General features: G+C 47.3%; 17 protein-coding genes. 9 read left to right on the plus strand and 8 right to left on the minus strand.

Going from position 1 to position 25,120, the window contains the following annotated elements; translation table 11 throughout:
* Both IEY13_RS13000 and IEY13_RS13005 read left to right on the plus strand, forming a co-directional pair.
* The coding region (locus IEY13_RS13000; RefSeq protein WP_188952752.1) for an Ig-like domain-containing protein at positions 1–3,015 on the plus strand (3,015 nt) is incomplete at its 5' end.
* 21 nt (positions 3,016–3,036) lie between these two features.
* Positions 3,037–4,011 carry a PorP/SprF family type IX secretion system membrane protein gene (locus IEY13_RS13005; RefSeq protein ID WP_188952754.1) on the plus strand — a complete coding sequence of 325 codons (975 nt, stop codon included), beginning with the start codon at positions 3,037–3,039 and terminating at the stop codon, positions 4,009–4,011.
* 835 nt (positions 4,012–4,846) lie between these two features.
* On the opposite strand, the gene IEY13_RS13010 is transcribed toward IEY13_RS13005, so the two are convergent.
* The 8 genes from IEY13_RS13010 to IEY13_RS13045 all read right to left on the minus strand — a co-directional run bounded on the left by IEY13_RS13010 (position 4,847) and on the right by IEY13_RS13045 (position 16,720).
* Complete coding sequence (locus tag IEY13_RS13010) at positions 4,847–5,623, minus strand: DUF4397 domain-containing protein (RefSeq protein WP_188952756.1); 777 nt, start codon at positions 5,621–5,623, stop codon at positions 4,847–4,849.
* Positions 5,624–5,638: 15 nt separating this feature from the next.
* Positions 5,639–7,267, minus strand: coding sequence for a SusD/RagB family nutrient-binding outer membrane lipoprotein (locus IEY13_RS13015; RefSeq protein ID WP_188952758.1), 1,629 nt, complete (start codon positions 7,265–7,267; stop codon positions 5,639–5,641).
* A gap of 12 nt (positions 7,268–7,279) precedes the next feature.
* Positions 7,280–10,432 carry a SusC/RagA family TonB-linked outer membrane protein gene (locus IEY13_RS13020; protein ID WP_188952760.1) on the minus strand — a complete coding sequence of 1,051 codons (3,153 nt, stop codon included), beginning with the start codon at positions 10,430–10,432 and terminating at the stop codon, positions 7,280–7,282.
* Between the two features lie 533 nt (positions 10,433–10,965).
* Positions 10,966–11,712, minus strand: a complete 747-nt coding sequence (locus IEY13_RS13025) for a DeoR/GlpR family DNA-binding transcription regulator (protein WP_188952762.1) — start codon at positions 11,710–11,712, stop codon at positions 10,966–10,968.
* A 186-nt stretch (positions 11,713–11,898) separates the two neighbouring features.
* Complete coding sequence (locus IEY13_RS13030) at positions 11,899–13,536, minus strand: OstA-like protein (protein ID WP_188952764.1); 1,638 nt, start codon at positions 13,534–13,536, stop codon at positions 11,899–11,901.
* Positions 13,536–14,549: an MlaD family protein gene (locus IEY13_RS13035; RefSeq protein WP_188952766.1), complete on the minus strand. Its 1,014-nt coding sequence runs from the start codon at positions 14,547–14,549 to the stop codon at positions 13,536–13,538. The genes IEY13_RS13030 and IEY13_RS13035 overlap by 1 nt, the downstream gene beginning before the upstream one ends.
* A 132-nt stretch (positions 14,550–14,681) precedes the next feature.
* Positions 14,682–15,692: an N-acetylmuramoyl-L-alanine amidase family protein gene (locus tag IEY13_RS13040; protein WP_188952768.1), complete on the minus strand. Its 1,011-nt coding sequence runs from the start codon at positions 15,690–15,692 to the stop codon at positions 14,682–14,684.
* Between the two features lie 86 nt (positions 15,693–15,778).
* Positions 15,779–16,720, minus strand: coding sequence for an N-acetylmuramoyl-L-alanine amidase family protein (locus IEY13_RS13045; RefSeq protein ID WP_188952770.1), 942 nt, complete (start codon positions 16,718–16,720; stop codon positions 15,779–15,781).
* A 70-nt stretch (positions 16,721–16,790) separates the two neighbouring features.
* Between IEY13_RS13045 and IEY13_RS13050 the strand changes: the two genes are divergently transcribed.
* The 7 genes from IEY13_RS13050 to IEY13_RS13080 all read left to right on the plus strand — a co-directional run bounded on the left by IEY13_RS13050 (position 16,791) and on the right by IEY13_RS13080 (position 25,070).
* Complete coding sequence (locus IEY13_RS13050; RefSeq protein ID WP_188952772.1) at positions 16,791–19,487, plus strand: putative LPS assembly protein LptD; 2,697 nt, start codon at positions 16,791–16,793, stop codon at positions 19,485–19,487.
* Between the two features lie 443 nt (positions 19,488–19,930).
* Positions 19,931–20,638: a hypothetical protein gene (locus tag IEY13_RS13055; RefSeq protein ID WP_188952773.1), complete on the plus strand. Its 708-nt coding sequence runs from the start codon at positions 19,931–19,933 to the stop codon at positions 20,636–20,638.
* 96 nt (positions 20,639–20,734) lie between these two features.
* Positions 20,735–21,436, plus strand: a complete 702-nt coding sequence (locus IEY13_RS13060) for a hypothetical protein (protein WP_188952775.1) — start codon at positions 20,735–20,737, stop codon at positions 21,434–21,436.
* 39 nt (positions 21,437–21,475) lie between these two features.
* Positions 21,476–22,033: an acyl-CoA thioesterase gene (locus IEY13_RS13065; protein ID WP_188952777.1), complete on the plus strand. Its 558-nt coding sequence runs from the start codon at positions 21,476–21,478 to the stop codon at positions 22,031–22,033.
* 64 nt (positions 22,034–22,097) lie between these two features.
* Positions 22,098–22,655: a LemA family protein gene (locus IEY13_RS13070; protein WP_188952779.1), complete on the plus strand. Its 558-nt coding sequence runs from the start codon at positions 22,098–22,100 to the stop codon at positions 22,653–22,655.
* A gap of 11 nt (positions 22,656–22,666) precedes the next feature.
* Positions 22,667–24,646: a DUF2207 domain-containing protein gene (locus IEY13_RS13075; RefSeq protein ID WP_188952781.1), complete on the plus strand. Its 1,980-nt coding sequence runs from the start codon at positions 22,667–22,669 to the stop codon at positions 24,644–24,646.
* Between the two features lie 286 nt (positions 24,647–24,932).
* On the plus strand, positions 24,933–25,070 hold the full coding sequence (locus tag IEY13_RS13080; protein ID WP_188952783.1) for a hypothetical protein: 138 nt from the start codon (positions 24,933–24,935) through the stop codon (positions 25,068–25,070).
* Positions 25,071–25,120 lie beyond the last annotated feature (50 nt).

Consider the following 25,120-nt stretch of genomic DNA (forward strand, 5'->3'; position numbering starts at 1 on the left):
GCTTTACCAGAGATGGAGAAAAGTGTTGGCCTGCGTGAGGTATGTGCCGGAAGTTCTGTTACACTGACAAACGGCTCAACTGGGGGTGCTGGTGTATGGAGCAGCAGTAATACTGTTGTAGCCACAGTAGATAATAATGGATTAGTTCATGGTGTAGTTGCTGGTAACGCAGTGATTACCTATACTGTAACCACCGCAAAAGGTTGTGTAAGCCAGGATACTGCCCGCATGACTGTAAATGCTTTACCAGAGATGGAGAAGAGTATTGGCGCGCGTGAGGTATGTGCCGGAAGTACGGTTACACTGACAAACGGCTCTACTGGTGGTACTGGTGTATGGAGCAGCAGTGCTGTAAGTGTTGCTACAGTAGACAATAATGGATTAGTTCGTGGTGTAGCTGCTGGTAACACAGTGATTACCTATACTGTAACCACTGCCAAAGGGTGTTTAAGTGTTGATACTGCTCATATAGCGGTAAATGCTTTACCAGAGATGGAGAAGAGTGTTGGCTTGCGTGAGGTATGTGCCGGTAGTACGGTTACACTGACAAACAGCTCAACTGGTGGTGTTGGCGTATGGAGCAGCAGTGCTGTAGGTGTAGCCACTGTTGATAATAATGGATTAGTTCGTGGTGTAGCTGCTGGTAACGCAGTGATTACCTATACTGTAACCACCGCCAAAGGTTGTGTAAGTGTGGATACTGCTCATATAGCTGTAAATGCTTTACCAGAGATGGAGAACAGTGTTGGCTTGCGTGAGGTATGTGCCGGAAGCGCTGTTACGCTGACCAACGGCTCAACTGGTGGTACTGGTGTATGGAGCAGCAGTCCTGTAAGTGTAGCCACAATAGATAATAATGGTGTAGTTCGTGGTGTATCTGCTGGTTCTGCGGTTATCACTTACACTGTAACAACTGCCAAAGGTTGTGTAAGTGTGGATACTGCTCACGTGCTGGTAAATGCTTTACCAGAGATGGAGAAGAGTGTTGGCCTGCGTGAAGTGTGTGCCGGAAGTGCTGTTACGCTGACAAACGGCTCAACTGGTGGCACTGGCGTATGGAGCAGCAGTGCTGTAAGTGTAGCCACAGTGGATAATAGTGGTGTAGTTCGTGGTGTATCTGCAGGTTCCGCGGTGATCACTTATACTGTAACCACCGCTAAAGGTTGTGTAAGTGTGGATACTGCGCACGTGCTGGTAAATGCTTTACCAGAGATGGAGAAGAGTGTTGGCGCGCGTGAGGTATGTGCCGGAAGTACGGTTACACTGACAAACGGCTCCACTGGTGGTACTGGTGTATGGAGCAGCAGTGCTGTAAGTGTAGCTACAGTAGATAATGATGGATTAGTTCGTGGTGTAGCTGCTGGTTCTGCGGTTATCACTTATACTGTAACCACTGCCAAAGGTTGTGTAAGTGTGGATACTGCCCAAGTGCTGGTAAACGCCCTTCCCAAACTCTCTGAAATAACAGGTGCAAACGAAATATGCGTACACGGCACTGTTCAAATGGGGAATGCGGCAGCAGGTGGTGTCTGGAAATCAGATAACAGCGCTATTTGTTCTATAGATCAGCAGGGACTGGCTAAAGGTGTAGCGCCAGGGCAAACGATTATCCATTATACAGTTACAACTCCGGCAGGATGTTCGGCTGATACGCAGATGGCGGTGCTGGTGAATCCGGTGCCTGAGTTTACGGTGATTGCTAAGGATGTTCGTTGTTTTAGAGAGGAGAATGGATCTGTGATTGGTTCGGCAGAGTTGCCGTTAAGATACTCGCTGAACAATGGCGCTTATCAGTCTGGTGGCCGGTTCGATGGGCTGAAGGCGGGTGAGTATACTATTACCGCTATGAATTCACTGGGTTGTGCGGTAGAACAGAAGGTGATAGTTGGACAGCCAAAAGCACTGGTACTGAGCGCTACCAAAGTGGATATTGATTGTCATAGTGCTGCAACTGGTTCGATAGACCTTTCTGTTATGGGCGGTACAGCGCCTTACACCTATACCTGGAACAATGGACCAACTACACAAGATCTTTCTGGTCTTACTGCGGGCGGATACTTTGTTCAGGTGAAAGATTCTGTGGGTTGTAACGCAAACCTGTCCATTGCGCTGCGTGAGATCATTGGTGTGTTCACGGTGAATCCGCCGGTGAGAAGGACGAACGGTGATGTGGTGATTACCGGTGTTACTATTCCTAATGCTACGGTGCTGGTGATTTATCCGGGGGTGGCCTTGATTAAGTCGCAGGCTGCGGCGGATGGAACCTTCAGTGTGGCATCTTCAGGAGCGGTAACTGCGGGTAACGTGGTGGTGTCTGTTATTGATGCGGCAACCGGTGCAACCTGTACCAATACTATTCAATATGGCAGCTCTGCATCGGCAGATATTGCGCTGACCAAGAAGCTGATTGCGTCTGAAAATGTATCGGTGGGATCGCGTGTGAAGTTTGTGATTACGGCTACCAATAAAGGACCGGATGATGCATCCCATGTTGTGGTAAATGACCAGTTGATTGCTATGCTGGATGGTGTGGACTCTATCGTGGCTTCAAAAGGTACGGTTACTTATAACTCTGTAACAAAAACAGTAGAGTGGGTTATGGATTCCTTACATATGGATTCAACAGCTCAGCTGTCGTTCAGGGTAGGGGTAATTGCTGCGGGCACTTTACGCAATACGGCTACTGTAATTGCTACAGAGAACGATCCGAATCCGAATAATAATACAGCGTCGATTGAACCGATGGCGGTGACGGATAAGTTCATGATTCCAAACGTGATTACACCGAATGGCAATGGTAAGAACGACCGGTTTGTAATTCCGGGTGTACCAACTACTTCCCGTATGGAGATTGCCATCTTTAACAGATGGGGTAGTGAGGTATACCGCTCTAAGAATTATGATAACAGGTGGGATGGAACAGGGCTGTCGGCAGGTGTGTACTATTATGTATTGAAAATTATAAGCGGCGGTAACGAACAGGCTTATAAAGGTTATATACAGGTGTTGAAATAAAGAAAAGGAAAATCTCCTCTTATGAGAAAAAGCGTGATGATTCTGGTGGTGGCGCTGGCAACAGCAGGTAGGGCGGAAGCCCAGCAGGATGTGCAGTTTAGCCAGTATGTCTTTAACGGGTTAAGCGTTAATCCTGCCTATGCGGGGTATAAGGAAACGCTTTATTTCAACACCACCTACCGGCAGCAATGGGCGGGGTTGCCGGGTGCCCCTAAAACAGGTACTATTTCGCTGGATGGTATTACCAACGCGCGGGAAGAGCGTGTTGGTATAGGGGGCCAGATTACATGGGATAAGCTGGGGCCACAATCATCCATGTCTCTATACGGTTCTTATGCCTACCGCATTCCGTTGGGGTATGACCAGGACCGCAGACTGGCATTGGGTATTGGCTTTGGTATTAACCAGTATGCACTGGATGGTACAGATTATAAGTATCTGGATGCTGATGAGCCGGATATTCCATTGGGAAAGGTAAGTACCTGGAAGCCTGATGCGCGTTTTGGGGTATATTATACCACCCCGCATTCTTACTATGGTTTATCGGTAATGGATCTGTTTTCTATTGCCGGCTCGCAGAAGTTGTTCTTTGGCAATAACACTACCTATACCACTTTACGTAAAACCAGACACGTTTATCTGACTGCAGGCACGGAGTGGGAAGTGTCTGAAAGTATTATGTTGAAGCCTTCCTTTATGCTGAAGGAGGACTTTAAAGGCCCTACCAACGTAGATTTTAATGTGCTGGTTTTCCTGGCTCAGAAGGTGTGGACAGGGCTTTCGTACCGTAGCAGTTTTAAAATGTGGAGTAAAGAAGCGCTTAAAACAGATCTGGGTATTAGTAACGCGTTAAGTGTTATGGTGGAGTATTTTGCTACAGATCAGCTGCGTATTGGCTATTCTTACGATTTTACTACCAATGGTATAGGCCGGTATCAGACAGGTTCGCACGAGCTTTCTATAGGTATGGTTTTTAAGAGGAAGGCAGAGGAGTAAGAATCTGAGGACTCACAAATGTGGAATGTTAGCATGGTGCATGAGAACAACCAGCGTCTTTTATGTAACTCTGGCCGGCGCACCTGGGGGATAAGTTCATAGCCTGATGCACGTCTTACAGCGTACCTGGCGAGTGCACTCATTCCTTTGTGTAAGTCTTGCAGCGCTCCTGATGAGTACACTCATAGCCTTATGCAGGTCTTACAGCGCACGTGATGTGTACGCTCGCAGCTTTATGCAAGTCTTGCAACGTACCCGCGAAGTACGCTAACACTCTTACGTAATTCTTGCAGCACACTTGGGGAACACTCACTCCCTTGTGTAAGTCTTGTAAGTTACCCGTGTAGTACACTCATACCTTTGTTGTAGGTCTTACAGCGCACCCGGGGAGTACACTCACGCCATTATGTAACTCATGCAATGTACCCGTGTAGTACACTCACGCCCTTGTGTAATTCTTACAGCGCACCCGGGGAGTACACTCACACCATTATGTAACTCATGCAACGTACCCGGGTAGTACACTCACACCCTTATGTAAGTCTTGCAGCGTACTCGCGGAGTACGCTCACACGCTTATAGAAGTTGTTTAAATCATCCGGAGAAGACTTCCAAAATATAGTAAAGTAACTCTGGCACTGTGTAAGCAGCCGCAAACAGAATCAGAATCAGCATCTGTTTTCAGAGACAGTTAAGAACCGTTGTAGAACAAACCCACGGTTTTGGTTAGTATAAAGCAATACAAGATGTAAAATGCCCCCGGTATCATAGAATCCGGGGGCATTTTATAAAGGCCCGGCTTAAAACAACTGTTGTTACATACTTCAGCTGGTTCTTACCTGGTATAAATCAAACTTATTTTTCTGGAGCGTACATCTGATGCGGTGGTAATACCTGCGTAACCTCTGGCAATAACCGTATAAATACGCTGATTGCCAATGGAGCTGGCGCTGGTATAAGTAATCAGGTTGGTTGCACCTCCTGCTGTACGTATACCCCATACGGTGCTGGTATTATTGGTAGGTAGTACAAACGAGGTGCTTACCCCTTTGTACGGTACAGCCGTAGCCACCTTTACAGTACCAATATACAGGTCAAGCGCAGCAGCATCCGGAATCAGGTTAACAAATACATATTTAGCATAACCGGAATCAGGCCTGGCCAGGCTGTCCTGTACCAGCACAGCTGCTGTGTTGGCGGCTGTGTCTGTAAAGAACAGGGAGTACTTTTTCGCTGCATCCAGGGTAACGGTGCTGGTGGCCAGCAACAGCGAGTCGGTAGTGGTACCTGCTTTAGGTATTACAATATCTACCTTGTTACTGCCAGGGGCAAGCGCTATATAATCAGATGTGCTGCCGCCACCGGTGTTTAATCCGCCACCAGGAAAGGGAGTTGGGTTGGTGGTGGCACCTAAGGTATTACTTACCCTTGTTCCGTTTACTTTAATCTGATAAAGCGGGTTGCCTCTGTAAGGGGTACAAACCATTACTTTAGCCTGTGCCTGATTGCTCTGGTCAACGGCTTCTACGGAATGTAATTCATTCTTGGTGCATGCTGTAAGCAGTAATAGAAAACTACAGCCTGCAAAGTATATGTTGTTGAATCTTTTCATAACTACTGTTTGGAATTAGTCTTTAATACTGAACCACATTTCTTTTACATGATAGTCTGGAGCCAATGCGCCTATTCTTTCCAGTTCGGGCAGGTTCCATACGTATTCCGAGTTGTAGCGGGGGCGTATGCGGTTGGCCAGTTTGCCGTTGTTGCCAGCTGGCAAGGCAGGTATTACAAAGCCTTTGTATACCACCTGGCCGGTAGTGCCATCTATATCGGTATAGTGGTATCTGCGCATATCTACCCATGTTTCATAAAAGCCCCAGCCCCACAGTGCAATGTATTTCTGCAGCATGATGTCTGTAATGGTAAGGTCGCCGCCAGACTTCTTCACGTTGGCGCTTGCCAGATAATTGGCTCTTTCCACCGCTGAAATAGGTGTTACGTTAAATATCACCTTATTGCTTCTGGGGAAGGTGGCGCGGTTAATGAAATCGAAGTGTGCGTTAATTCCTTTCAGGTAAGATTCGTAAGCCAGTGTTTTGTTGGTTTTAAATGCAGCTTCTGCTTTCATAAACTGTAACTCTGCATAACTCATTACCGGAGATACTACCTGGTCTTTAAACAGAAATTTGCCTTTGGTAGGGTCAAAACGGGTAGAGCTTGGGTTAGCATACAGTGAGTCGCCCCAGGGTACAGCTGTTCTTGAGTTGAGCGTGTTGGTTTCGCCTACGCCGGGGTCTACACCGCGGTAGCCGCCGTTACCATTGGTGGTATCGGTAGAGGTAGACAGCATATGTTTAATCCGCGGGTCGCGGTTGTTAAAGGTGGTGCTGCCTGCCAGCAGAGAACCATCCAGCAAGCCTACAATCATTTTGGTCTGACGGAAAGTGCCCAGGTTATCCCGGTACGTGCCGAAGAAGTTAGAGTCGTCGTTTTTGCTGGCATCGAAAGGCACCATAAAGTCATCCGAGCCGGAAGCAAAGGAACGGTCTATGTAATAAAGAACAGAGTCTGCGTTGTAAGATGCTTTGTTGGTTGTTCTGTGAAAGTTGCGGGCCAGCAGGCCGTTCACAAACTTAGTCCACAAGGCGGTGTTGCCGTTGTATATATAATCGCCTTTGCTCAGTGGTGAGCTGGCAGGGTTAAGATCGGTACGCTGAAGATTGGCCAGGGCCAGGCGGCACAAAGAATCTACCCCTCTGTACACATCCGGCTGGGTGTCATACTTGAATACCGACGTATTTTCTTTAAACGCTTCTGTAAAAATCACTTCACCATATTCATCGGTACACATCTGAAACATCAGGGCTTTCAGGGCATAAGCGGCGCCTACATAATCCCATTGTCTTTTCTTAGTGCCTTCGTTGATGATGTAGTTGAGGTTGGCGCCCAGTCCAAAATATACCTGGCGCCACATATCACCACCTACGTCAGTAGCGGTAGGGTAGCCCTGAAAATTGTGGATGTCCCACGCGTTGTTGGCAGTATTGGTAGAGAAGTTCTGAATGTATTTACCAATATAACGCGCGTCATATTGGGTGCCGCGGGGTATAGCCGCCAGCATAGCAGGAAATACGGAAGAAGCATCCGGGTTTTGCGGCGTGTCCGGATCCTGGTTTATATCAAGGTATTTTTTACAGCCGGTGGTTGCCAGTGAAAGCCCCAGCAGAAAAGCAGCTATATATGTATTCTTTCTCATTGTCTTTTTGTTTTAAAGTGAAACTCTGCATCCGAAGTTGAAGCCTCTGGGGGTGCTTAAAGAACCGAAGTCGATACCGGCACCACCAAAACCTCTGTTAGCAGCATTGTTGGCGTTTACGCTGGGGTCTGCTCCGGAGTAATTGGTAATCATAAATAAGTCGGTTCCGGTAAAGAATACGGAGGCTGACTTAAATACTCTTTGTTTACCCAGCAGACTCTTTGGCAGGCTGTAACTTAACGTTACATCTCTCATTCTTATCCAGTTCACGTTTTCAATAAAGTCCTCTTCCGTAGCAGTAGCGGCGTTTGCACTGCTGATATAGTAATCAGAGTTGTTGAGGGGGGTAATAGCCATGGTATTTTTGGTTGGGGTAGCCGTATTTTCAAAGCCATCCTGTAACACACCATTTACCACCAGCGGTTTGTCTCTGTTTAATGTTTTCTTGCTGTAACCGGTTAAGTACATCAGAAACTCGGTACCGTTGAAAACACTGCCACCTCTGCGGAAATCCAGGTTCATAGAAAGGGTGAGGCTCTTATAGCTGAAGGTGTTTAACCAGCCAAACTTATAAGCGGGCTGTCTGTCACCTACGGTAGTAAAACCTTCATCCCTTACCGGCAGGCCCGATGCAGGGTTAATCAGTATCTGTCCGGCATTGTTTCTTTTGTACGTGTTGGCAGCCAGGTTACCTATTTTAGCGCCTTTAAAGTACTGCGAGCGCAGGTTACCAAATACCCAGGTATCAGAGTCGTAATAGGTTGGTAAGTCAGCAGGCATAGATATAATCTTACCTACGTTTCTATCAAAGTTGATAGTGCTTTCCCAGTATACATTTTTGGTTTTAACAGGTATAGCAGTCAGTTGCACTTCCACACCTCTGTTCTCTACCTCGCCACCATTAAACCACTTGATAACGTAACCGGTGCCGTAAGAAGCGCGTGCAGCCAGCAGTTGCTTGTCGCTTCTGAGGGAGTAAATAGCCAGATCCATTTTCAGTCTGTTGTTAAACGCACCTAACTCCACACCATACTCCAGGTTTTTAGACCTTTCCGGTTGCAGGGTAAAGTTGTTGCCGGTAACATCATATGCATAGCCGCCGCCCGTTGTAATCTGGTTGGCAAATTTGTAGTCAATTACATAAGGCGCGTAGGGGCCTTTACCGGTAGTGGCGTAAGATATTCTTGCCTTACCAAAGGAGAGCCATGGCAGTGCTGTTTTAACACCCGGCAGATCGGAGAACACAAAGCTTAAGGAAGAAGAGCCGTAGTTAAAGAACGGATCTTTATCTACCACGCGAGACATAAAGGTAGATACACCTTCACGGCTACCGGCTAATGATAAATACAGGAAGCCTTTATAGCCTTCTACCAGGTTACCAAAGAAGCGTACTTTTCTGATATTGGTAAGGGTGGTTTTAGCGTCTCTTGACAGCGGATCGGTGTTATTGATGGAATAGAAATCTCTCTCGTAAAAGCGTTCTCCTTTTTGTGATTCCAGCTTGGTTTTGTTGTCTTCGAAGTAGAAACCTGCTGTGAAAGTGTGGGAGAAGTCGCCTGTTTTTTTGTTTACCACCGCACGGTAGGTATTGCTGAAGTTGCGGGTGGTTTGGGTATACAACGAATAAAAACCGTTGGAGGCATAACCATAGCGCGACTGTGGGTGTGTGGCCAGGAAACCATACTGGGTATAATAGTCAATACCGAATATAGCACCCAGGTTCAACCACGGCGTTACATCTGCGGTCATATTCATATTCCCTGTAAGGCGGTCTACTTTATCCTGAGAAGGGTTTTTGTTCACGTCCCACAGCGGGTTATCGTATTCCAGCGAGTAAGTGCTGATGTTGCGCAGGGTTACTTTGGTGCCGTCCGGGTTCATGTAGTTTCTTACATCGTTATCCACGGGCCATAATAACAGGTTCTGCAGGTAACCGCCGGAGCCTTTAGTGGCTTTGTTGGTAGTGCTGGTAACATAGTTCATAAAAGAACTGATGCGCAACTTGCCTAAGCGGGTAGAACCTGTAAGTTTAAAGGTAGCACGGTCAAAACCTGTTCTGGGTACCACGCCGTCCTGATTGATATAGTTGGTGGAAAAGCGATAGGTAGAGATGTCATTACCACCTTCTATGTTCAGGTTATGTTGCTGGGTAAAACCGGTTTTGAAAAAGTTTCTTACGTTGTCGTACGTGGTTTTACCGGCGGGCATACGCGGACCAAAGGCTGCTGATATACCACCACCTGTACCAAAAATGGCGTAAGGGTTTACTACTGCGTTGGGGTCGTAAACGCCATTGCGGCCCAGGGTGTATTCTGTTTGTACTTCCGGAAAGCGGTATACTTTTTCAAAGCGGAAGGAGTTGTCGTAGCCTACAGATACGTTGCCTGACTTCCCTTTTTTGGTAGTAATAACAATAGCGCCGGAAGCGCCGTCTGAGCCGTACAGCGCAGTGGCTTCAGGGCCTTTTAATATGGTAAGGCTTTCAATGTCTTCCGGGTTAATATCCATAGCACGGTTGCCATAGTCTGAGTTTCTGTTGTTAAAGGCTACAGACTGCCCGCCAATCAAACCTTCCTGGTTTAAGGTCTGGTTGTCGTACGGTACACCATCTACCACAAACAGTGGCTGGTTGTTACCCCCAATAGAGGTGGCACCACGCAGTACAATCTGTGAAGAAGCTCCGGGTGTGCCTGAGGTAGCGGTAATGGTTGCACCTGCTACACGTCCAGCGAGGGAGTTAATAAAGTTTTCGCGTCTGGTCTGGGCTATGTCTTCACCCGCTACAACCTGGGTGGAGTAGCCCAGCGATTTCTTTTCTCTTTTAATGCCGTAGGCGGTTACTACCACATCACCCAGCTTTTCTCTGTTAGAAGTCAGCCGTATTGATACTTTGGTTTCGGCGCCTACAGTGTACTCTTTGCGGGCATAACCTACATAGGTTAACTCCAGCACATCTTTAGGTTGCGCAGCTATGGAAAAATAGCCGGCTGCGGTGGTAACTGTTTTTTTACCGCTACGTTGGTTGGTTACCGTAACACCAGACAGGGGGGCGTTATCCTCTTCCGATACAATGGTGCCGGATACGGTTGCTTCCTGACTGAATGCTTTGCCCGTAAAAAGCAGCAGTACCAAATGCAGAACTACCTGCAAGAGAGTTTTACTCATATCAGTTTGTTTGTTTGTGCCTGTTTAATAGTGGTGGAATTACATAGGAATAGAGGCAGATAACGCAAAAAGCAGCAATAACAAATATGAGTGAACCAGCATGCTCAAATGGGTGCTCACGTACTTAATAACTCCCGATTGCGGTTATTTGAATGTTAAATTAGTGTTTATTTAGGGAAATGACAACGTTTGTTAGTAGAAAGCTGCATAAAGAAGCATCTTTACCCGCAAAATCGGCAAAGCGTAACTGAAATAAGGCGGGAAGGAGGTGGCGGCTTGCTTGTGCAGGTTGTGTTTGCGGTAAGGTGCGAGATTGAAAGTTGGGAGTTTGAAGTTGGTAGTTGTTAGTTGAGAGAGAAGTTTAAGTTTTGGGGAAAGGGTAGTTTGATGCTTAAGTGCTACCTGGCAGTTTAATGGAAGGGAATATAGGTTGGCGGATAGAGTTTGTTAGGAGTTGTTGTTAGACGGAAGGAAGTTAACAAAAAAAGGTGCTGCCTGCAACAGCAACACCTTATAATATTATCGGAGGTCAGTTATATCACCTTCAAGCCTGCTTCGCGGAACGGAGTCAGCAGTTCGTTATCCGGGTGCAGCTCGGTAATCAATAAATCCAGTTCCGGCAGCGGGCAAACCTGCAAGCGTTGTACGCTGTTCAGCTTTTCGGATATGGCCAGGGAGATGGTTTTGTGGGCAGCCTGTATCATGGCTTTCTTCACTTCAATTACTTCCCATTCCAGATCGGTGATGCCGTTTTGTACGTCTATGCTGTTGGTGCCCAGAAAGCAGAGGTCGGTCTTCAGGGTACTCAGTTTCTGCACCACTTCGGCGCCTACGGCTATCTGTGCGTTCTTCAGCAGTTTATTGCCCAGAAATATCACTTCTATATTCGGGTGGCTCAGCAGTTCCAGCGCGGTGGGTATGCTTACGGTAATAAAAGTAGCATTGAGGTCGGGCGGCAGGGCTTTTACCAGCTCCCGTATGGTAGAACCGCCGGATAACAGTACAAACATCCCGTCCTGAATCAGCTGCACAGCTTTATGGGCTATGATTCTTTTTTCAGAGAGGGAATAAATATCGTTGTTCTGTAGCGTGAAATGAAACGAATTGCTCAGGGCGCCGCCGTGTACTTTAATCAGCTTGTTCTCCTCCGACAGCTCCTGCAAATCTCTTCTGATGGTATCTTCCGATACGTTCAGCTGCACACACAAATCAGACGACAGTATTTTGTTGTGGATGTTGATTTGCTGCATGATGTAAGCATGACGTTCCTTTTTCAGCATAAGCCAGTTTCTTTTATTTAAGCGTATTTTTCATAAAGCGTTTTAGTCCGGTATATGGCCGGGCGCCGCTTAAAAGATGGATATTGAAGACTCCAATAATACGGATATTTTTGCAATGTGCTGTACTGCTGCTAAAACCGTATGCGTACTTTTTATACGCAATGGCAGATAAATCATCCATTATCGCTAGTTGCCAAACAGGTCGTATTTCGTTTTCGGACGACGGTCTTCCTGCCATTTAAAGCCTCTGAGTTTAATATTCTCATGATCTACCATACCCATAGGCGAGGTGTTGGCTTTTACGGCGTTGAACAGTTTCAGCGTTTCAGGCTCTCTGTTCAGGAAGTACATTTCTATGATATCTGAAGATGATTTGTTTACACCAATATAGCGGTTATTCTCATCCAGCAGGTAGTATACGTACTCTGCCTGGCTGCCGCGTGTACGGGTAAAGTTGATATTACCAGAAGTATCGAAATACGCATTGGTATTACGGCCCTTTACCTGATTGTAAAAATTGTCTTTGGCTACCGGCTTGTTAATAATAAGCGAGTTATCAAAGGCAAACATGCGCTGCGGCTTTTTACCGGCGGTGAATACATAAAGTGTATCGCCTGTAATCTGACTGTTTTTGGCCCATACAATAGGATCGCGGAACAGACGGAAGGTGCTGTCGTTCATAGAGTAGAACATACTGTCGCACACTGCCTGCATAGAGTCGGAAAATATCTTTACATGAAAGTATGCTTCCAGAAAACGGTCGCTGCTGCTGTCTTTATTTACAATACGCACCTGCTTAATAGAGTCGTTCAGGTAGCCGCTGTCACGTACATTAGGTACATAGCGATCCAGTATTAGCTGCGAAAGTTTGGCTGAATAGAAGGTGTCTGCAGCAAAATAAGTCGAATCTTCTCCCTGTTTAATAATGGCTACGGGGCTTTGGGTGGCCAGCACCGCTTCGTCCTTACGGTTGGTTTTCATGTTATTGGCCAACAATACCAGGCCTTTTGCCGTGTCGCGGAAGATAGCATTACCACGCGCCTCGCCAAAACCCGAGGCTTCATCGTTGGCTATATCATCAGCTATCAGCGTACTGGTGCCGCTCTGCAGCTCGGAGCGTTGGCCAAATACGCTTTTCTTTTTAGCAAAGTCGTAGTAGCCGCTGCTCGTATTTATTTTAGAACTGTCTTTGTTTACAATTTTGGTAGGCACCGTAAAAGTGGCTATACGGGTAGCCGTGTTAAACCAAAGGGTATCGGTGGTAACCGTGCTCTGTGGGTCAACCAGTTTTACCCTCTTTTTAAACAGCACATCCCGCGTTTCGCCATAATAGTATCCTTCCTGGCTGGTTAATACGCTGCTGTCTGTTACCAGTTTTCCGCCCTGGGTGTACTGGCCTATTTTGGTAAGCAGGTCATAATCCAGGGTAGGGGTGGTAAGCGAGCCTTTGCCGTCAGTAAGCTTTACATGATCTTTCAAAAAAGCCTTTTTCTCTTTGGGCAGGTACCGCAGATAATCAGAGTAAGTGTGTATACTGTCATTATCATTAATGTGTACACGGCCAAAAGCCTCCACTATGTTACGGGTTTCGTTAATAGAAACACTGTCTGCGTAGAAAAGTGTTTTACCCTGCAGCAATTTTACATCACCAGACAGAATCTTAAACGTAGCCGAATCGGTAGTACGTTGGCCCACACGGTCACCATGTATAATGGTAACCGTTTTCTTTTCGGTGGTAGTGTCTTGCGGGTTCTGGTTCTGTGCGGTAGCGGTTACCGTACAAACCAGCAGGCTGAATAAAACAGGTATTGTTAAACGATACATTATTTTTTAATAGTAGTAGTATCCTGCGGCAATGGCGCCGTTAAAGGTGTGCCCTTGTCTTTTTTACCAAAAACAGAGAAGCTCACATACCTTTTCGGGTGAACACGAAGATCGTCCATCAGGGTGTTCAGACTGCGAACTGTATTGTTAAGGTTATTATATAACTGTTTATCGTTAATCATGGCACCCAGCGAGCCGTCGGTGCTGTTCAGTTTTACCATAGCGCTGTTCAGTTGCTCTACCGATGCGCGTAATTTGTTTACCACACCGTCAATATCGGCTTTGGCCAGGTGGCTGGTGGTTTCTTCCAGATTATTCATTACCCCGTTCAGCTTTTCGTTGTTGCTGGCCAGGTTTTTAGTAAAGCTGTTTACGTTGTTAAGCGATTGGGTAATAGCACCTGTTTCGCTGTTCAGCAGTTTGTCCAGCGAGGCAGAAGTGGTAACAAAATTACCGGTAGCCCTGCTCAGGTTTTTCACCACATCCTGCAGGTTGCCTTTGGTATTGGGGTCAAGAACGGTATTTACGTTGTTTAACACCGTATCCAGGCTGGCCAGTGTATGTTGCAGCTGATCTGCTACCGGGCCTACCTTGGCGGTCAGTTCGCCCAGCACGCCTACCGCGTCGTTATTGCTTTTAACCGTAGCGCCGTTGGCGAGGAAGTTGGTGGAGTTACCCAGATTTATTTCAATATTGGCGCTTCCCAGTGGGTTGCCGTTAATAACAGCTACAGAGTTGTCGGGAATATTATAAGGGCCGTTCAGTTTCATTTCCACAATAATCTCGCGGAGGCTGTTATCGGCTGCTTCTATATCGGATACAGAACCTACCTGATAGCCGTTAATCATAACGGGGTTGGAGGACAAAACGCCTTTGGTGTTGGTGAAGCGCGCGTAGAGATAGTTGCCTGACTTAAAGAGACTCTTTCCTTTCAAAAAATTAAATCCTAATACCAGTAATGCTATGGCAACTACAGTTAGCGCTCCAATCTTGGTTTCATTTGCGACTTTCATCCGGGTTATTGTTGTTTTATATCCTCAATTAATCAATCATTGTGCCGCACATCCTATCTATGCCATTTCAGCCCCCTGCACCGGAGCAAAAGTAAGGGATATTTATAACTGCCTTGAAAGGAGCCTGTTAATTTAGTTGGAAGCCGGTGTTGCCGCCTCCGTAGAATCCACTGCCGCAGGTGGTATAGTGCCCACCGCGGTATCAGCCGCTAATGTAGCAGCAGCGGGTGGAATAAGCCTGTTTTCCAGTGAATAACGGTATCTTTTCAGCGATTTTATAATCACATCCACTATTTCGTTCTGTCCTTTTTCACTGTTCAGGTATTCTTCTTCTTCGGGGTTGGAAATATAGCCGGTTTCGATAAGAATGCTGGGCATAGCTGTAGCCTGCAGTACCCATATTCCTACCTGGCGCTGCCGGGCCTCGCGGCTGATGCGGCCTACCTTACTGAATTCGTCTTCCACGGTAAGCGCTAAGCTGGCGCTGCGATCGAAATATTGTCTGGTTTTCAGTGTATACAGGATGCGTTTCTGGGGCGATTCCGGGTCAAAATCCTTCATCTGGGCAGTGGTAGCGCTATCCATGTAAAGCGATTCATTTTCGCGCATAGCTACTTCCTTGGCTTCGTTTTTATGCGCGGCCCATATATAGGTTTCGGTGCCTTTAGCGGTACTGGGTACGGTATAGTAACGGTAGTTGGGTACCTTACGGGTATACTTTTTCCGGTTTTTGCCCTTGCCTTTATAATAGGTTTCGGTTTTGTAACCCAGCAATTCACGCTCGCGATGCGGATCGGCGCTGTTACAGTGTATGGAAAGGAAAAGATCGCCTTTGGAACGGTTGGCCAGATCGGCACGTTCGTACAGGGAAGGGTAGCTGTCGGTAGTACGGGTCATTACCACGTTAATCTCCGGCAGTTCTTCCGCCATTTTCTGCTGCAGCTTCAGGGCTATAGCCAAACAAATATTCTTTTCAAAGGAATACGCTCCGGGCGCACCTTCATCTCTGCCGCCGTGTCCGGCGTCTATAATAATAGTGTGAAGGGCACGACGCTGCGGAGGTACGTCGTTTTCCGGATCTTTCAAAGTGATAAAGGAGGTGCAAAACAGCCACGCCACCCCAAATACAACAATTTTTTTCATGCTACTATGCTGATGCGCAATAAAGATAACACGCCCCCTGCAAAATGGCCGGGAGTGTTAAAGCTTTTAACCCTCTGTTTTAACGATTATCTTTCCAGATGCGCTTTATAGCGGAGTACTGCGTTTTTAATAACGTTGCTGACTTCTTTCTGCCCTTCTGCGCTGTTGAGGTATTCTTCTTCGGCAGGGGTGGAGATAAAGCCGGTTTCAATTAAAATACTGGGCATGGCAGTAGCCTGTAATACCCATATGGCTTCCCAGTCGCGTTGTTTCACACCTCTGCTGGGGCGGCCTGTTTTTACAAACTCCTCCTCCACAAAGCTGGCTATGGTAAGGCTGTTGTCAAAGTATTTACGGGTACGCAGCGAGGCCATAATTTTGGCTTCTGCAGAAGAGAAATAGTGGTAGTTGCTGTCTGTTTTCTCCCCAAACTCTTCTTCCTCTTCTCCCTGTCCGGAACCTACAAACTGCTTTTTCAGGTCGTTTTTACCTGCTGCCCAAATATAGGTTTCGGTGCCTTCGGTGGTGCCGGGCACTTTGTATCTCTTTACAATAGGTACTTTGCGGGTTTTCTTTACCTTTTTCTTACCACTTTTAACGTAATACGTCTGAGTGGTATAACCGGTTACCTTAGTGCGGTAGTTGGGGCCGGCGCTGTTGCAGTGGATAGAAATAAAAAGGTCGCCGTGTGCTTCGTTGGCCATTTTGGCGCGCAGGCGGTTGGCCTCACGTAAATCCTGTAGTCCGCCGGGCAGTCCGGGGCCTGTACGGGTGTAAACAATTTTACAATCGGGCAGGGCTTCCTCCAGTAATTTACCGGCTTTCAGGGCTACGGCAAGGGTAATAGCGGCTTCATTGGTTTCGTCACCTTCAGCACCGGGGTCGGGTAATCCGTGTCCGGCATCTATAATAATGGTCTTAAGTTGCTGACGTGCAAAGATTGCCGGCTCTGTACGCAGTGGCGTAAACGACACCATGAATACAGCCGGGAAAATCAATAGTAATAACCGTTCTGCCTTTTTAAACATATTCGTCCTTGTTTAGGGTATTCTTCACAACTCGTTTATAATTAACCCCTATTTTTGTCACCACCAAGTTATGAGCAAACGTTGTAAAGTTAGGGTAAATTATATTACAGCCTTGTCTGTACTGCTGCTATTGTTTTTTACTACGTTTGAAGCTAGCGCACAGAACAACCGCAGGCCTGCAAGACGCATGAATGATACCACCGGCAGAGTTTCAGATACTGTGCCAAAACTGCGTATTGATACATTGATGAACCCGGGCGATACCAGCTTTTTAAAGGGCGACAGCACCCGTCGCGTGCCTAAAGTGGATACGCTTACCATGTCGCAGGATTCGCTGGATGCACCGATAGACTATACTGCAGAAGACTCTGCCATTATTAAGATACCTTCCCGTCAGTTCTTTCTCTATGGTAAAGCCACGGTAAACTATACTTCCTTAAAAGTAGAAGCCAACGTAATTCACTACGATCAGAACAAGCAGGTACTGGAGGCATATGGTGGAAAAGATACCTCAAATAATCCGCTGAACCTGCCCACGTTTACCGAGGGGGAAAGCAAGGCCATCAGTGATACCATACGATATAATATTAAATCAGGCCGGGGTGTTACCAAAAACTCTTACTACCAGGAAGGGGAGATGTATGTGCATGCCGATAAGCTGAAAAAGATAGATAAAGATGTATCCTACGGGTACCGCGCGCGTTTTACCACCTGTAATCTGGATACGCCGCACTTTGATTTCCGTACCAAACGGGTAAAGATTATCAATAACAAGTTTGCGGTATCGGGGCCTGCCTTCCCGGAGTTTGAAGGGGTGCCTATGCCGGTGGCTATTCCATTTGGTATATTCCCGCTGGCCAAAGGCCGCCATTCGGGTCTGCTGCCGCCGCAATTTACCAGCAACCAGAGTTATGGGCTGGGTCTGGAAGGCTTAGGCTATTATAAAGTAATTAATGATAACTGGGATTTAACCACCCGTACCAATATATATAGTTACGGTGGCTGGGCGGCGTACTTCAACTCCAAGTACATGAAGCGGTATAAATATACCGGTAACCTTAACCTGAATATTCTCAGCACCAAAATACTCAATACCGGTGCCGGTACCGGGCAGGAGTTTACCAAGAATACCAGCTTTCAGTTAAACTGGAGCCATAGCAGCGATACCAGGGCGCGCCCCGGTACCAGCTTCTCTGCCAGCGTAAACGCCGGTAGTACCAAGTATAACAGTTATGTACCCAATAACGCGGTGCAGAACTTCCAGAACCAGATGAGCTCGTCTATTACGTACAGCAAAACCTGGAATAATGGCAAGTACAACCTGACGGCCAGCGCCAACCACAACCAGAACAACAGCACGCGTTTAATAAACGTTACACTGCCTACACTGGCGTTTACGGCTACTACCTTTTATCCTTTTCAAAAGAAAGAAGCTATCGGTACTCCCAAATGGTACGAGAAACTGGGTATCAGCTATACCGGTAGTGCTTTAAACCAGTTGTCGTTTTACGACTCTGCTTTCAGTTTCCGCAAGTTTCTGGATACAGCACAATGGGGCATGTCGCACAATATACCTATCACTTTAACCCTGCCTGCGGTAGGGCCATTGCTGTTTTCGCCTTCGGTTTCCTATGCAGAAAAATGGTACGGACAGTACTTCGAAAGAAAATGGGGACAGCCTGCTCCTGGTATAGAAGATACGGTAGTTACTACCGTTAAACGGGGCTTTTTTACTGCCCGTGAGGTTACGTTTGGCATGAGTACCAACACCCGTATTTTTGGTACGTTCAACCTGGGTAAAACCAGCAAGCTGCGCCATGAAATAAAACCTACTTTCAGCATCAACTATAAGCCCGATCTGGTAAAGCAGTTTTATGATACCGTGCAGGTAAGCTATGATGGCCGGAAAACACTGGTTTCCCGTTTCGATGGCAGCCCGGTGGGCGGTTTTGGCCAGGGTACTTTTGGTGGCTTCAACTTCGGGTTTGATAACCTGTTTGAAATGAAGGTGAAGAACAACAAGGATTCTACAGGTGAAGAGCCTACCCGGAAGATTAAGCTGATTGATGGATTGAGTTTTAATACCGGTTATAACTTTTTTGCCGACACACTGAAATGGTCGCCTGTGGCTATTGCTTTCCGTACCACCTTGTTTGAGAAGGTGAATATTACCGGTAGCACCTCGCTGGACCCGTATGATGTGGATTCTACCGGCAACCGTATTAACCGTTTGTTGTGGAAGCAAGGTAAGCTGGGGCGTATTTCCAGCGGTTCACTTTCTCTTTCCTCCTCTTTCCAGAGTAAGAAAACGGATGACCGTGCCGATAACCAACGTATGCCTAACGACCCAACTATGACACCCGATGAGCAGCAACGTCAGCTGGATTATGTGCGTAGCAACCCATCGGAGTTTGTGGATTTCAATATTCCCTGGAACGTGCAAACCTCGTTGTCTGTTAACTTTTCGCGGCTGCTGCGTCCGGATTACAAAGGCTTTTACACCCAGATCAACAGCAGTTTAAACGTAAACGGCGACTTCAGCCTTACGCCCAAATGGAAAATGGGGGGTAGTGCTTATTACGATATCCGCACCAATTCCATACAAACGCTTACCATGTTCATCAGCCGCGAGATGCACTGCTGGCAGATGAGTATCAATATTACCCCGGTAGGTGTTTTCAAATCGTTCAGTATTGTATTGAACCCTAAATCGGGTATCCTGCGTGATCTGAAGGTGAACCGTTCCCGTTTCTTCTATTCACAATAAATTTTTCGTTTACGTTATTCTATATGGGCCTGCTTCCTTTTTGGAGGCAGGCTTTTTTGTTGTGCGCTTTAAGTATGCTTATGGGTAGGAGTTGGTATATAGCATGTATGGAGGATGTACGGAGGATAGTACAGGTATCTACGGAGGAGCTATGAAGCATCTATGGGGGAAGGTACGGGTTGGCATGGAGTATAGTGGGGAGTAGTGGGTATTAAGGAGCGAATTAGTAGTGAGGAGCCAACGGTTGGCGTATGTGAAACCTGGCCCTTACGCGGATGTTTGCCGGGGGATAGCATCAGTACCGGTTCGGTACAGCTGGCGGGTTAAAGCGCAGAATGGTGTTAATGGCTTTGTAAAAGGTTGTTAACTAAGCCTTTTTTATTGCCTCCTTCCTAACAATCCGCCTGTTTTATTCGTAAATTAGAAGTGAAATAGGGGCGTGTATGGCAAAGCAATGCGGAAGTTATATTGTTAAGGGTACTATCGACAATGTTTGTTTCTATGAAATGAACGGGAAGGGGTATGCCCGTATCAGTAACCCGCTTAGCAGCAAAAGGGTAAAAACGGCGCCTGAGTTTGCCGGTACCCGCCGTGCAGCTGCTTTGCTGCAACAGGCTTCGCCGCTGGCTTGTGCGGTGTATAAAACCCTGCCAAAGGGTAAGCGTACTATTACCCACCGCCGTCAGCTTACCGGTACCGCTATACAAATGCTGAAACAGGGGCATGCGGTGGCGGTAATAGAAGCGCAGTTACAGGCAGATGCACTGATTATGCTGGCAGAGTTGCTGATTAACGAAGCGCCGCAGAATACATGTAGCGATACAGGTATTCATAAAAACAAACGTGTATCGGGTGCAGGTATGCGTGTAGCTGCTACAAAACATAACCATAATAACAGCAGGCCTGTTTTACCTGCAGCCAGCCGTGCTTATCCGCGTTTACAAAAGAGCGCGAAACAGCGCACCGGCCTTACCGGTATGGCTTTATATACATATTATGTATCCCTGGGTGTGCCATCTTTCCGGTTGCCGCAGTACCCCCAACTGCTGTTCTGCCGTGTTCACCCGCCAGCCAGACGTGCTGTATTGCCACTTTCCCCGCAGTGGCCACAGGCAGCCTTAGATACAGGCGTGATTTTTAACGGTGTTTAAGTCATGAAAATCACAGGTTTATACTAGTTTTTCCCCGGCCTGTTGCCTATACCAATCCGTAATTTTCCGGTGTTGATTTTTATCACAACCACTCTTATGAACGATATACTCGAATACCTGCGCAAGTTCCGGCCCGACATTGACATGATACCCTTTAACAGCGAAGACGCTTTACAAAAAGAGCAGATTCCTGAACAGTGGATGAGCATACTGGGGGCGGAAGACATTACTATCAGAAAAAACAAACTCATCAGTTTATGGCAGCATACCTGTGGCAGAGAATTCAGCCGGGTAATAACCCATCTGAATACGCATCTGACAGATGTGTTTCTGTTGCTGCACAAGGGCCAGCTGTTGCTATTGTACGCTATCCGTAATAAAGACGGAGTGGTGTATTACTACGAAGGGGGCTTTCCGCAACTTTCTGCCCGCAGCCCGTACCTGCAGGCACACTGGCAGCAATTGCCTGCTGCGTTACAGCGGTTTTACGAAACGCTCCATAACGGATTTTATTATTCTTCCAGTGGCAACATGGGGCTGGTGCCTTTGCAATCGCTGCTGAAGCTGAGCGATAAAGCGTGGCCTATACTGGAAGAGCTGGATGAAGACCTGGAGCTGAACCTGGAAACCAGCTATGGTTTCTTTAAAAACGGGATGGGGGATTACCTGGTGCTGGATCTGGAAAAAGAGAACACCGGTGAAGAAGCCATTCTATGGTATTCGCAGGAAGAACCGGAGTACGAACTGCCTTTCTGGGAGGTGGTGGATGAATGGACGGCGCTGGGTATTGAAGAATAATCAGTACTTTGGCGTTCCTTTTCAACCAATTACGTTTGTATGAGCAACTTCAAGCCCGTATCCGCATCGGCTACCGTTCTGGCCGAACTGATGATTCCTTCTTATTCTAATTTCGGTGGTAAAATACATGGCGGGCATATATTGTCGCTGATGGATAAGGTGGCCTATGTGTGTGCGGTAAAACATGCGGAGGCCTATTGTGTAACGGCATCTATTGAAACGGTAGACTTTCTGGCATCGGTAGAAGTGGGTGAAATGGTGAGTTTGTATGCATCCGTTAACTACGTTGGCCGCAGCTCGCTGGTAGTAGGCATTAAAGTAATGGCCGAGAACATTAAAACCAAAGTAGTAAAGCACACCAATACCAGCTATTTTACCATGGTGGCAATGGATGACGAACATAAGCCCACTGAGGTGCCGGGGCTGCTGCTGCAGAACCAGCAGGAGGTGCGCCGCTTTTTTGAAGCCCTGCACAAGAAAGAGCTGAAGAAGTATTACCGGAAAAAGGAAGTCCGCCTGAAATCGGAAGTAGAGCAGCGTGAGATGATAGAAGTGCTGAAGAATGAGCGTTGTATGATTCAGCTGCCACAGGAATAAATTATAAAATGGCAGCATATTTGCCGCAGGCTGGCATCAGCATTTTACAATTGAAACAAGCACTATGGAATATACAACCTGGATTATTGCAGGCGTACTGGTATTACTGCTTATATGGGTGGTAAGCCTGTACAACCGCCTGGTACGCGGCCGCACTTATATGGAAGAGGGCTGGAGCGGCATTGATGTATTGCTGAAGAAGCGGTACGATCTGCTGCCCAATCTGGTGGAAACCGTAAAAGGTTATGCCGCCCATGAAACCAGGCTGTTGCAGGAGGTAACCGCCCTGCGTACACGCGCTATGCAAACCGGCAGTGTGGCAGAAAAGCAGGTAACAGAGCAGGCGGTTACCCGTGCCATTGGTAATCTGTTTGCCGTGGCGGAGAATTATCCCGACTTAAAGGCCAGTGCTAATTTTCAGCAGCTGCAAACCGATATTGGTGCAATAGAAACTGAACTGGAGCGTGCCCGCCGGTATTACAATGCTACCGTGCGCGATAATAATGTACTGGTGGAAACCTTTCCTTCCAACATTATTGCCAACACCGCTGGTTTTAAGAAAGGTGTATTCTTTGAAATAGACAATATCACCCACCGCGAAGCTCCGCGGGTTAGCTTCTGATAACCATACCCATGAAAAAGCTTTTATTCCTGTGCGCACTACTGGTGTGCGCCGCTACCCATGCCCAGGACATTGCTGATGATGCTGTTGCCGGCCCGCAGCGGCCCGCTGTTACACCGGAGCATGTGTATGGCGATACTACAGATGACAACACTACCGAACGCATTCTCTTTTTCCATTCCGACATAGGCATAGATACCACCGGTTGGGTTACCATAACCGAAACCATACGGGTATATGCCAATCAGGATCAGATACGGCGCGGTATTTTCCGCAGTATTCCGCTGTTTCGCAAGGAGCGGAGCGGCCGGAAGCAACGTATTGATATTGAAGTAAAAGAAGTGCTGCGCGATGGAGAAACCGAAAGCTATCATACGGAGGATAAAGATGGCAACCTGGTAATTTACTGCGGCAGCAGCGATGTATACCTGCAGCCAGGCAAATACACCTACACCATTACGTATACCAGCAGGGGCCATGTAGGCTTTTTTGATAATTACGATGAGCTGTACTGGAATATTACTGGTAACGAATGGGCGTATGAAATACAGGGAGCATCGGCCCGGCTTCACATGCCGCCCGGTGCGGTGTTAAAACAGAGCGCCTGTTACACGGGGGAGAGTGGCTCTACCGCCAGCGACTGTACTATGCAGCCTGATGCAGATGGCACACCTGTGTTTTACAGCAATAAGGCGCTGGCCCCCAATGAGGGGCTTACTGCTGCGGTAGCCTGGCAGGCAGGATTAATACAACGACCGCCGCCGCCCGGCTTTTGGGAGCGTTTGAAGGAGCAGGCGGGAACAGCATTCGGGCTGGCGGGCCTGGTATACCTGCTGGTTTTCTTTTACCGCAAATGGAACAAAGTGGGGCGCGATGCCCGGGAACAGGTGGTAGTACCCACGTTTACACCGCCATATGGCTGGTCGCCCGCAGTAATACGTTACGTGTATAAAAAAGCTGTGGATACCAAAGGGTATACTGCTGCCTTTATACATATGGGGGTGAAAAAAGCCCTTGTTATTAAAGAAGATGAGGATAGTAAGTACATATACCGCCTGGCAAAAGGTACTGCCGGCAAGGAAGTGCTGACGGCGGAAGAAGAAGCGGCGTATACACCGTTGCTGGGCTCAGGTAAACCGGTACGCACTACAGACGGAAACTATCACAAATTTGATAAAGCGTGGAAGGCTTTTGAAAAATCGGTGAAGGAGCAGATAGATATAAAAGATTATTACACAGCTAACTGGAAAGCCTGGTGGCAGGGTACCTGGCGTTTGCTGGTGTGGCTGCTTGTGTTTCTGGTGCTTACAGAAGGCTGGCAGGTGATGCTGCCCATGCTGTTTGTGTTGCCATTCTGGGCCGGGTTTACAAGTATGCTCATTTTTGGTATCCGTAGTCTGAGAAGTAAAAGCAAGGCGGCAGGCATTTTTCTTATATTGTTTTCCCTGCCATTTATAGGTACCTGTTCTATGGTGCTGGTGTACTTGTTTAAGGGATTACCAACGCTGTCTATAGTATTACTGCTGGTAGTTATGGTGGCTTATGCCATTTTCTGGATACTCATTCCTGCTTATACCGAAAAAGGGGCGGAGGCCAAAGCAGCCATTGCGGGCTTCCGCATGTATCTGGAAACAGCGGAGGAGCGTAGATTAAATATATTAACCCCGCCCGGGCGCACACCGGAATTGTTTGAACAGTTGTTGCCGTACGCTGTGGCACTGGATCTGGAAAGTGCGTGGGGACGAAAGTTTGAAGCAGTGTTAGCTACGGCCGGGTATAACCCTGAGTGGTATGAAGGTGACCGTTCTTATATGGTTGTTGTAACATCGTTTCCTTCTTCCTTTAACCGGTCGCTCACCAGCGCCGGTACCAACCCAAACTCCGGCAGCAGTGGCAGCAGCAGTAGTGGTAGCAGCAGCTGGAGCAGTGGTAGCAGTGGGGGAGGCAGTTCCGGCGGCGGCGGCGGTGGCGGCGGAGGTGGTGGATGGTAACCACGATAATTTATTTTACAAGGTTTTCGCATAGCGAAAACCTTTTTTTATGTCCGTTTGTAACGGTTTTAACAGTTTTACATCGGGCAAAAGCCATTTCACATAACAGTTTTTTACACATTTTCCAGTTTGCTGATATTCGTTCTACAATACTGGAAACGGACAATCTCCAGCAAGTATTCGGATTAAATATACATTCTCACCGGCCGGTAGAATAAAAACAGGGGGCAAGCTGAAAACCCTTTAACAGAGTAAGCGCACCAATATCTAGTAAAACCGCATTGTTATGGAAAATAATACTACTACAGCTACTCCTGATATTTTCGCTACTGCCATCAGCATCGAAAAACTGGAGCCGCGCCTGGAATTATCCACTGTAAAAACTCCCGTTGTTTTTACAGGTGATTCCACTGTAATACGATAGTAGCATGCCGTTGACTTACCTATGCACACCTGGCTTTTAGCAGCCGTTGC

Origin of the sequence: Filimonas zeae, assembly GCF_014641615.1 — a bacterium.
GTDB classification, from domain to species: Bacteria; Bacteroidota; Bacteroidia; order Chitinophagales; family Chitinophagaceae; genus Filimonas; species Filimonas zeae.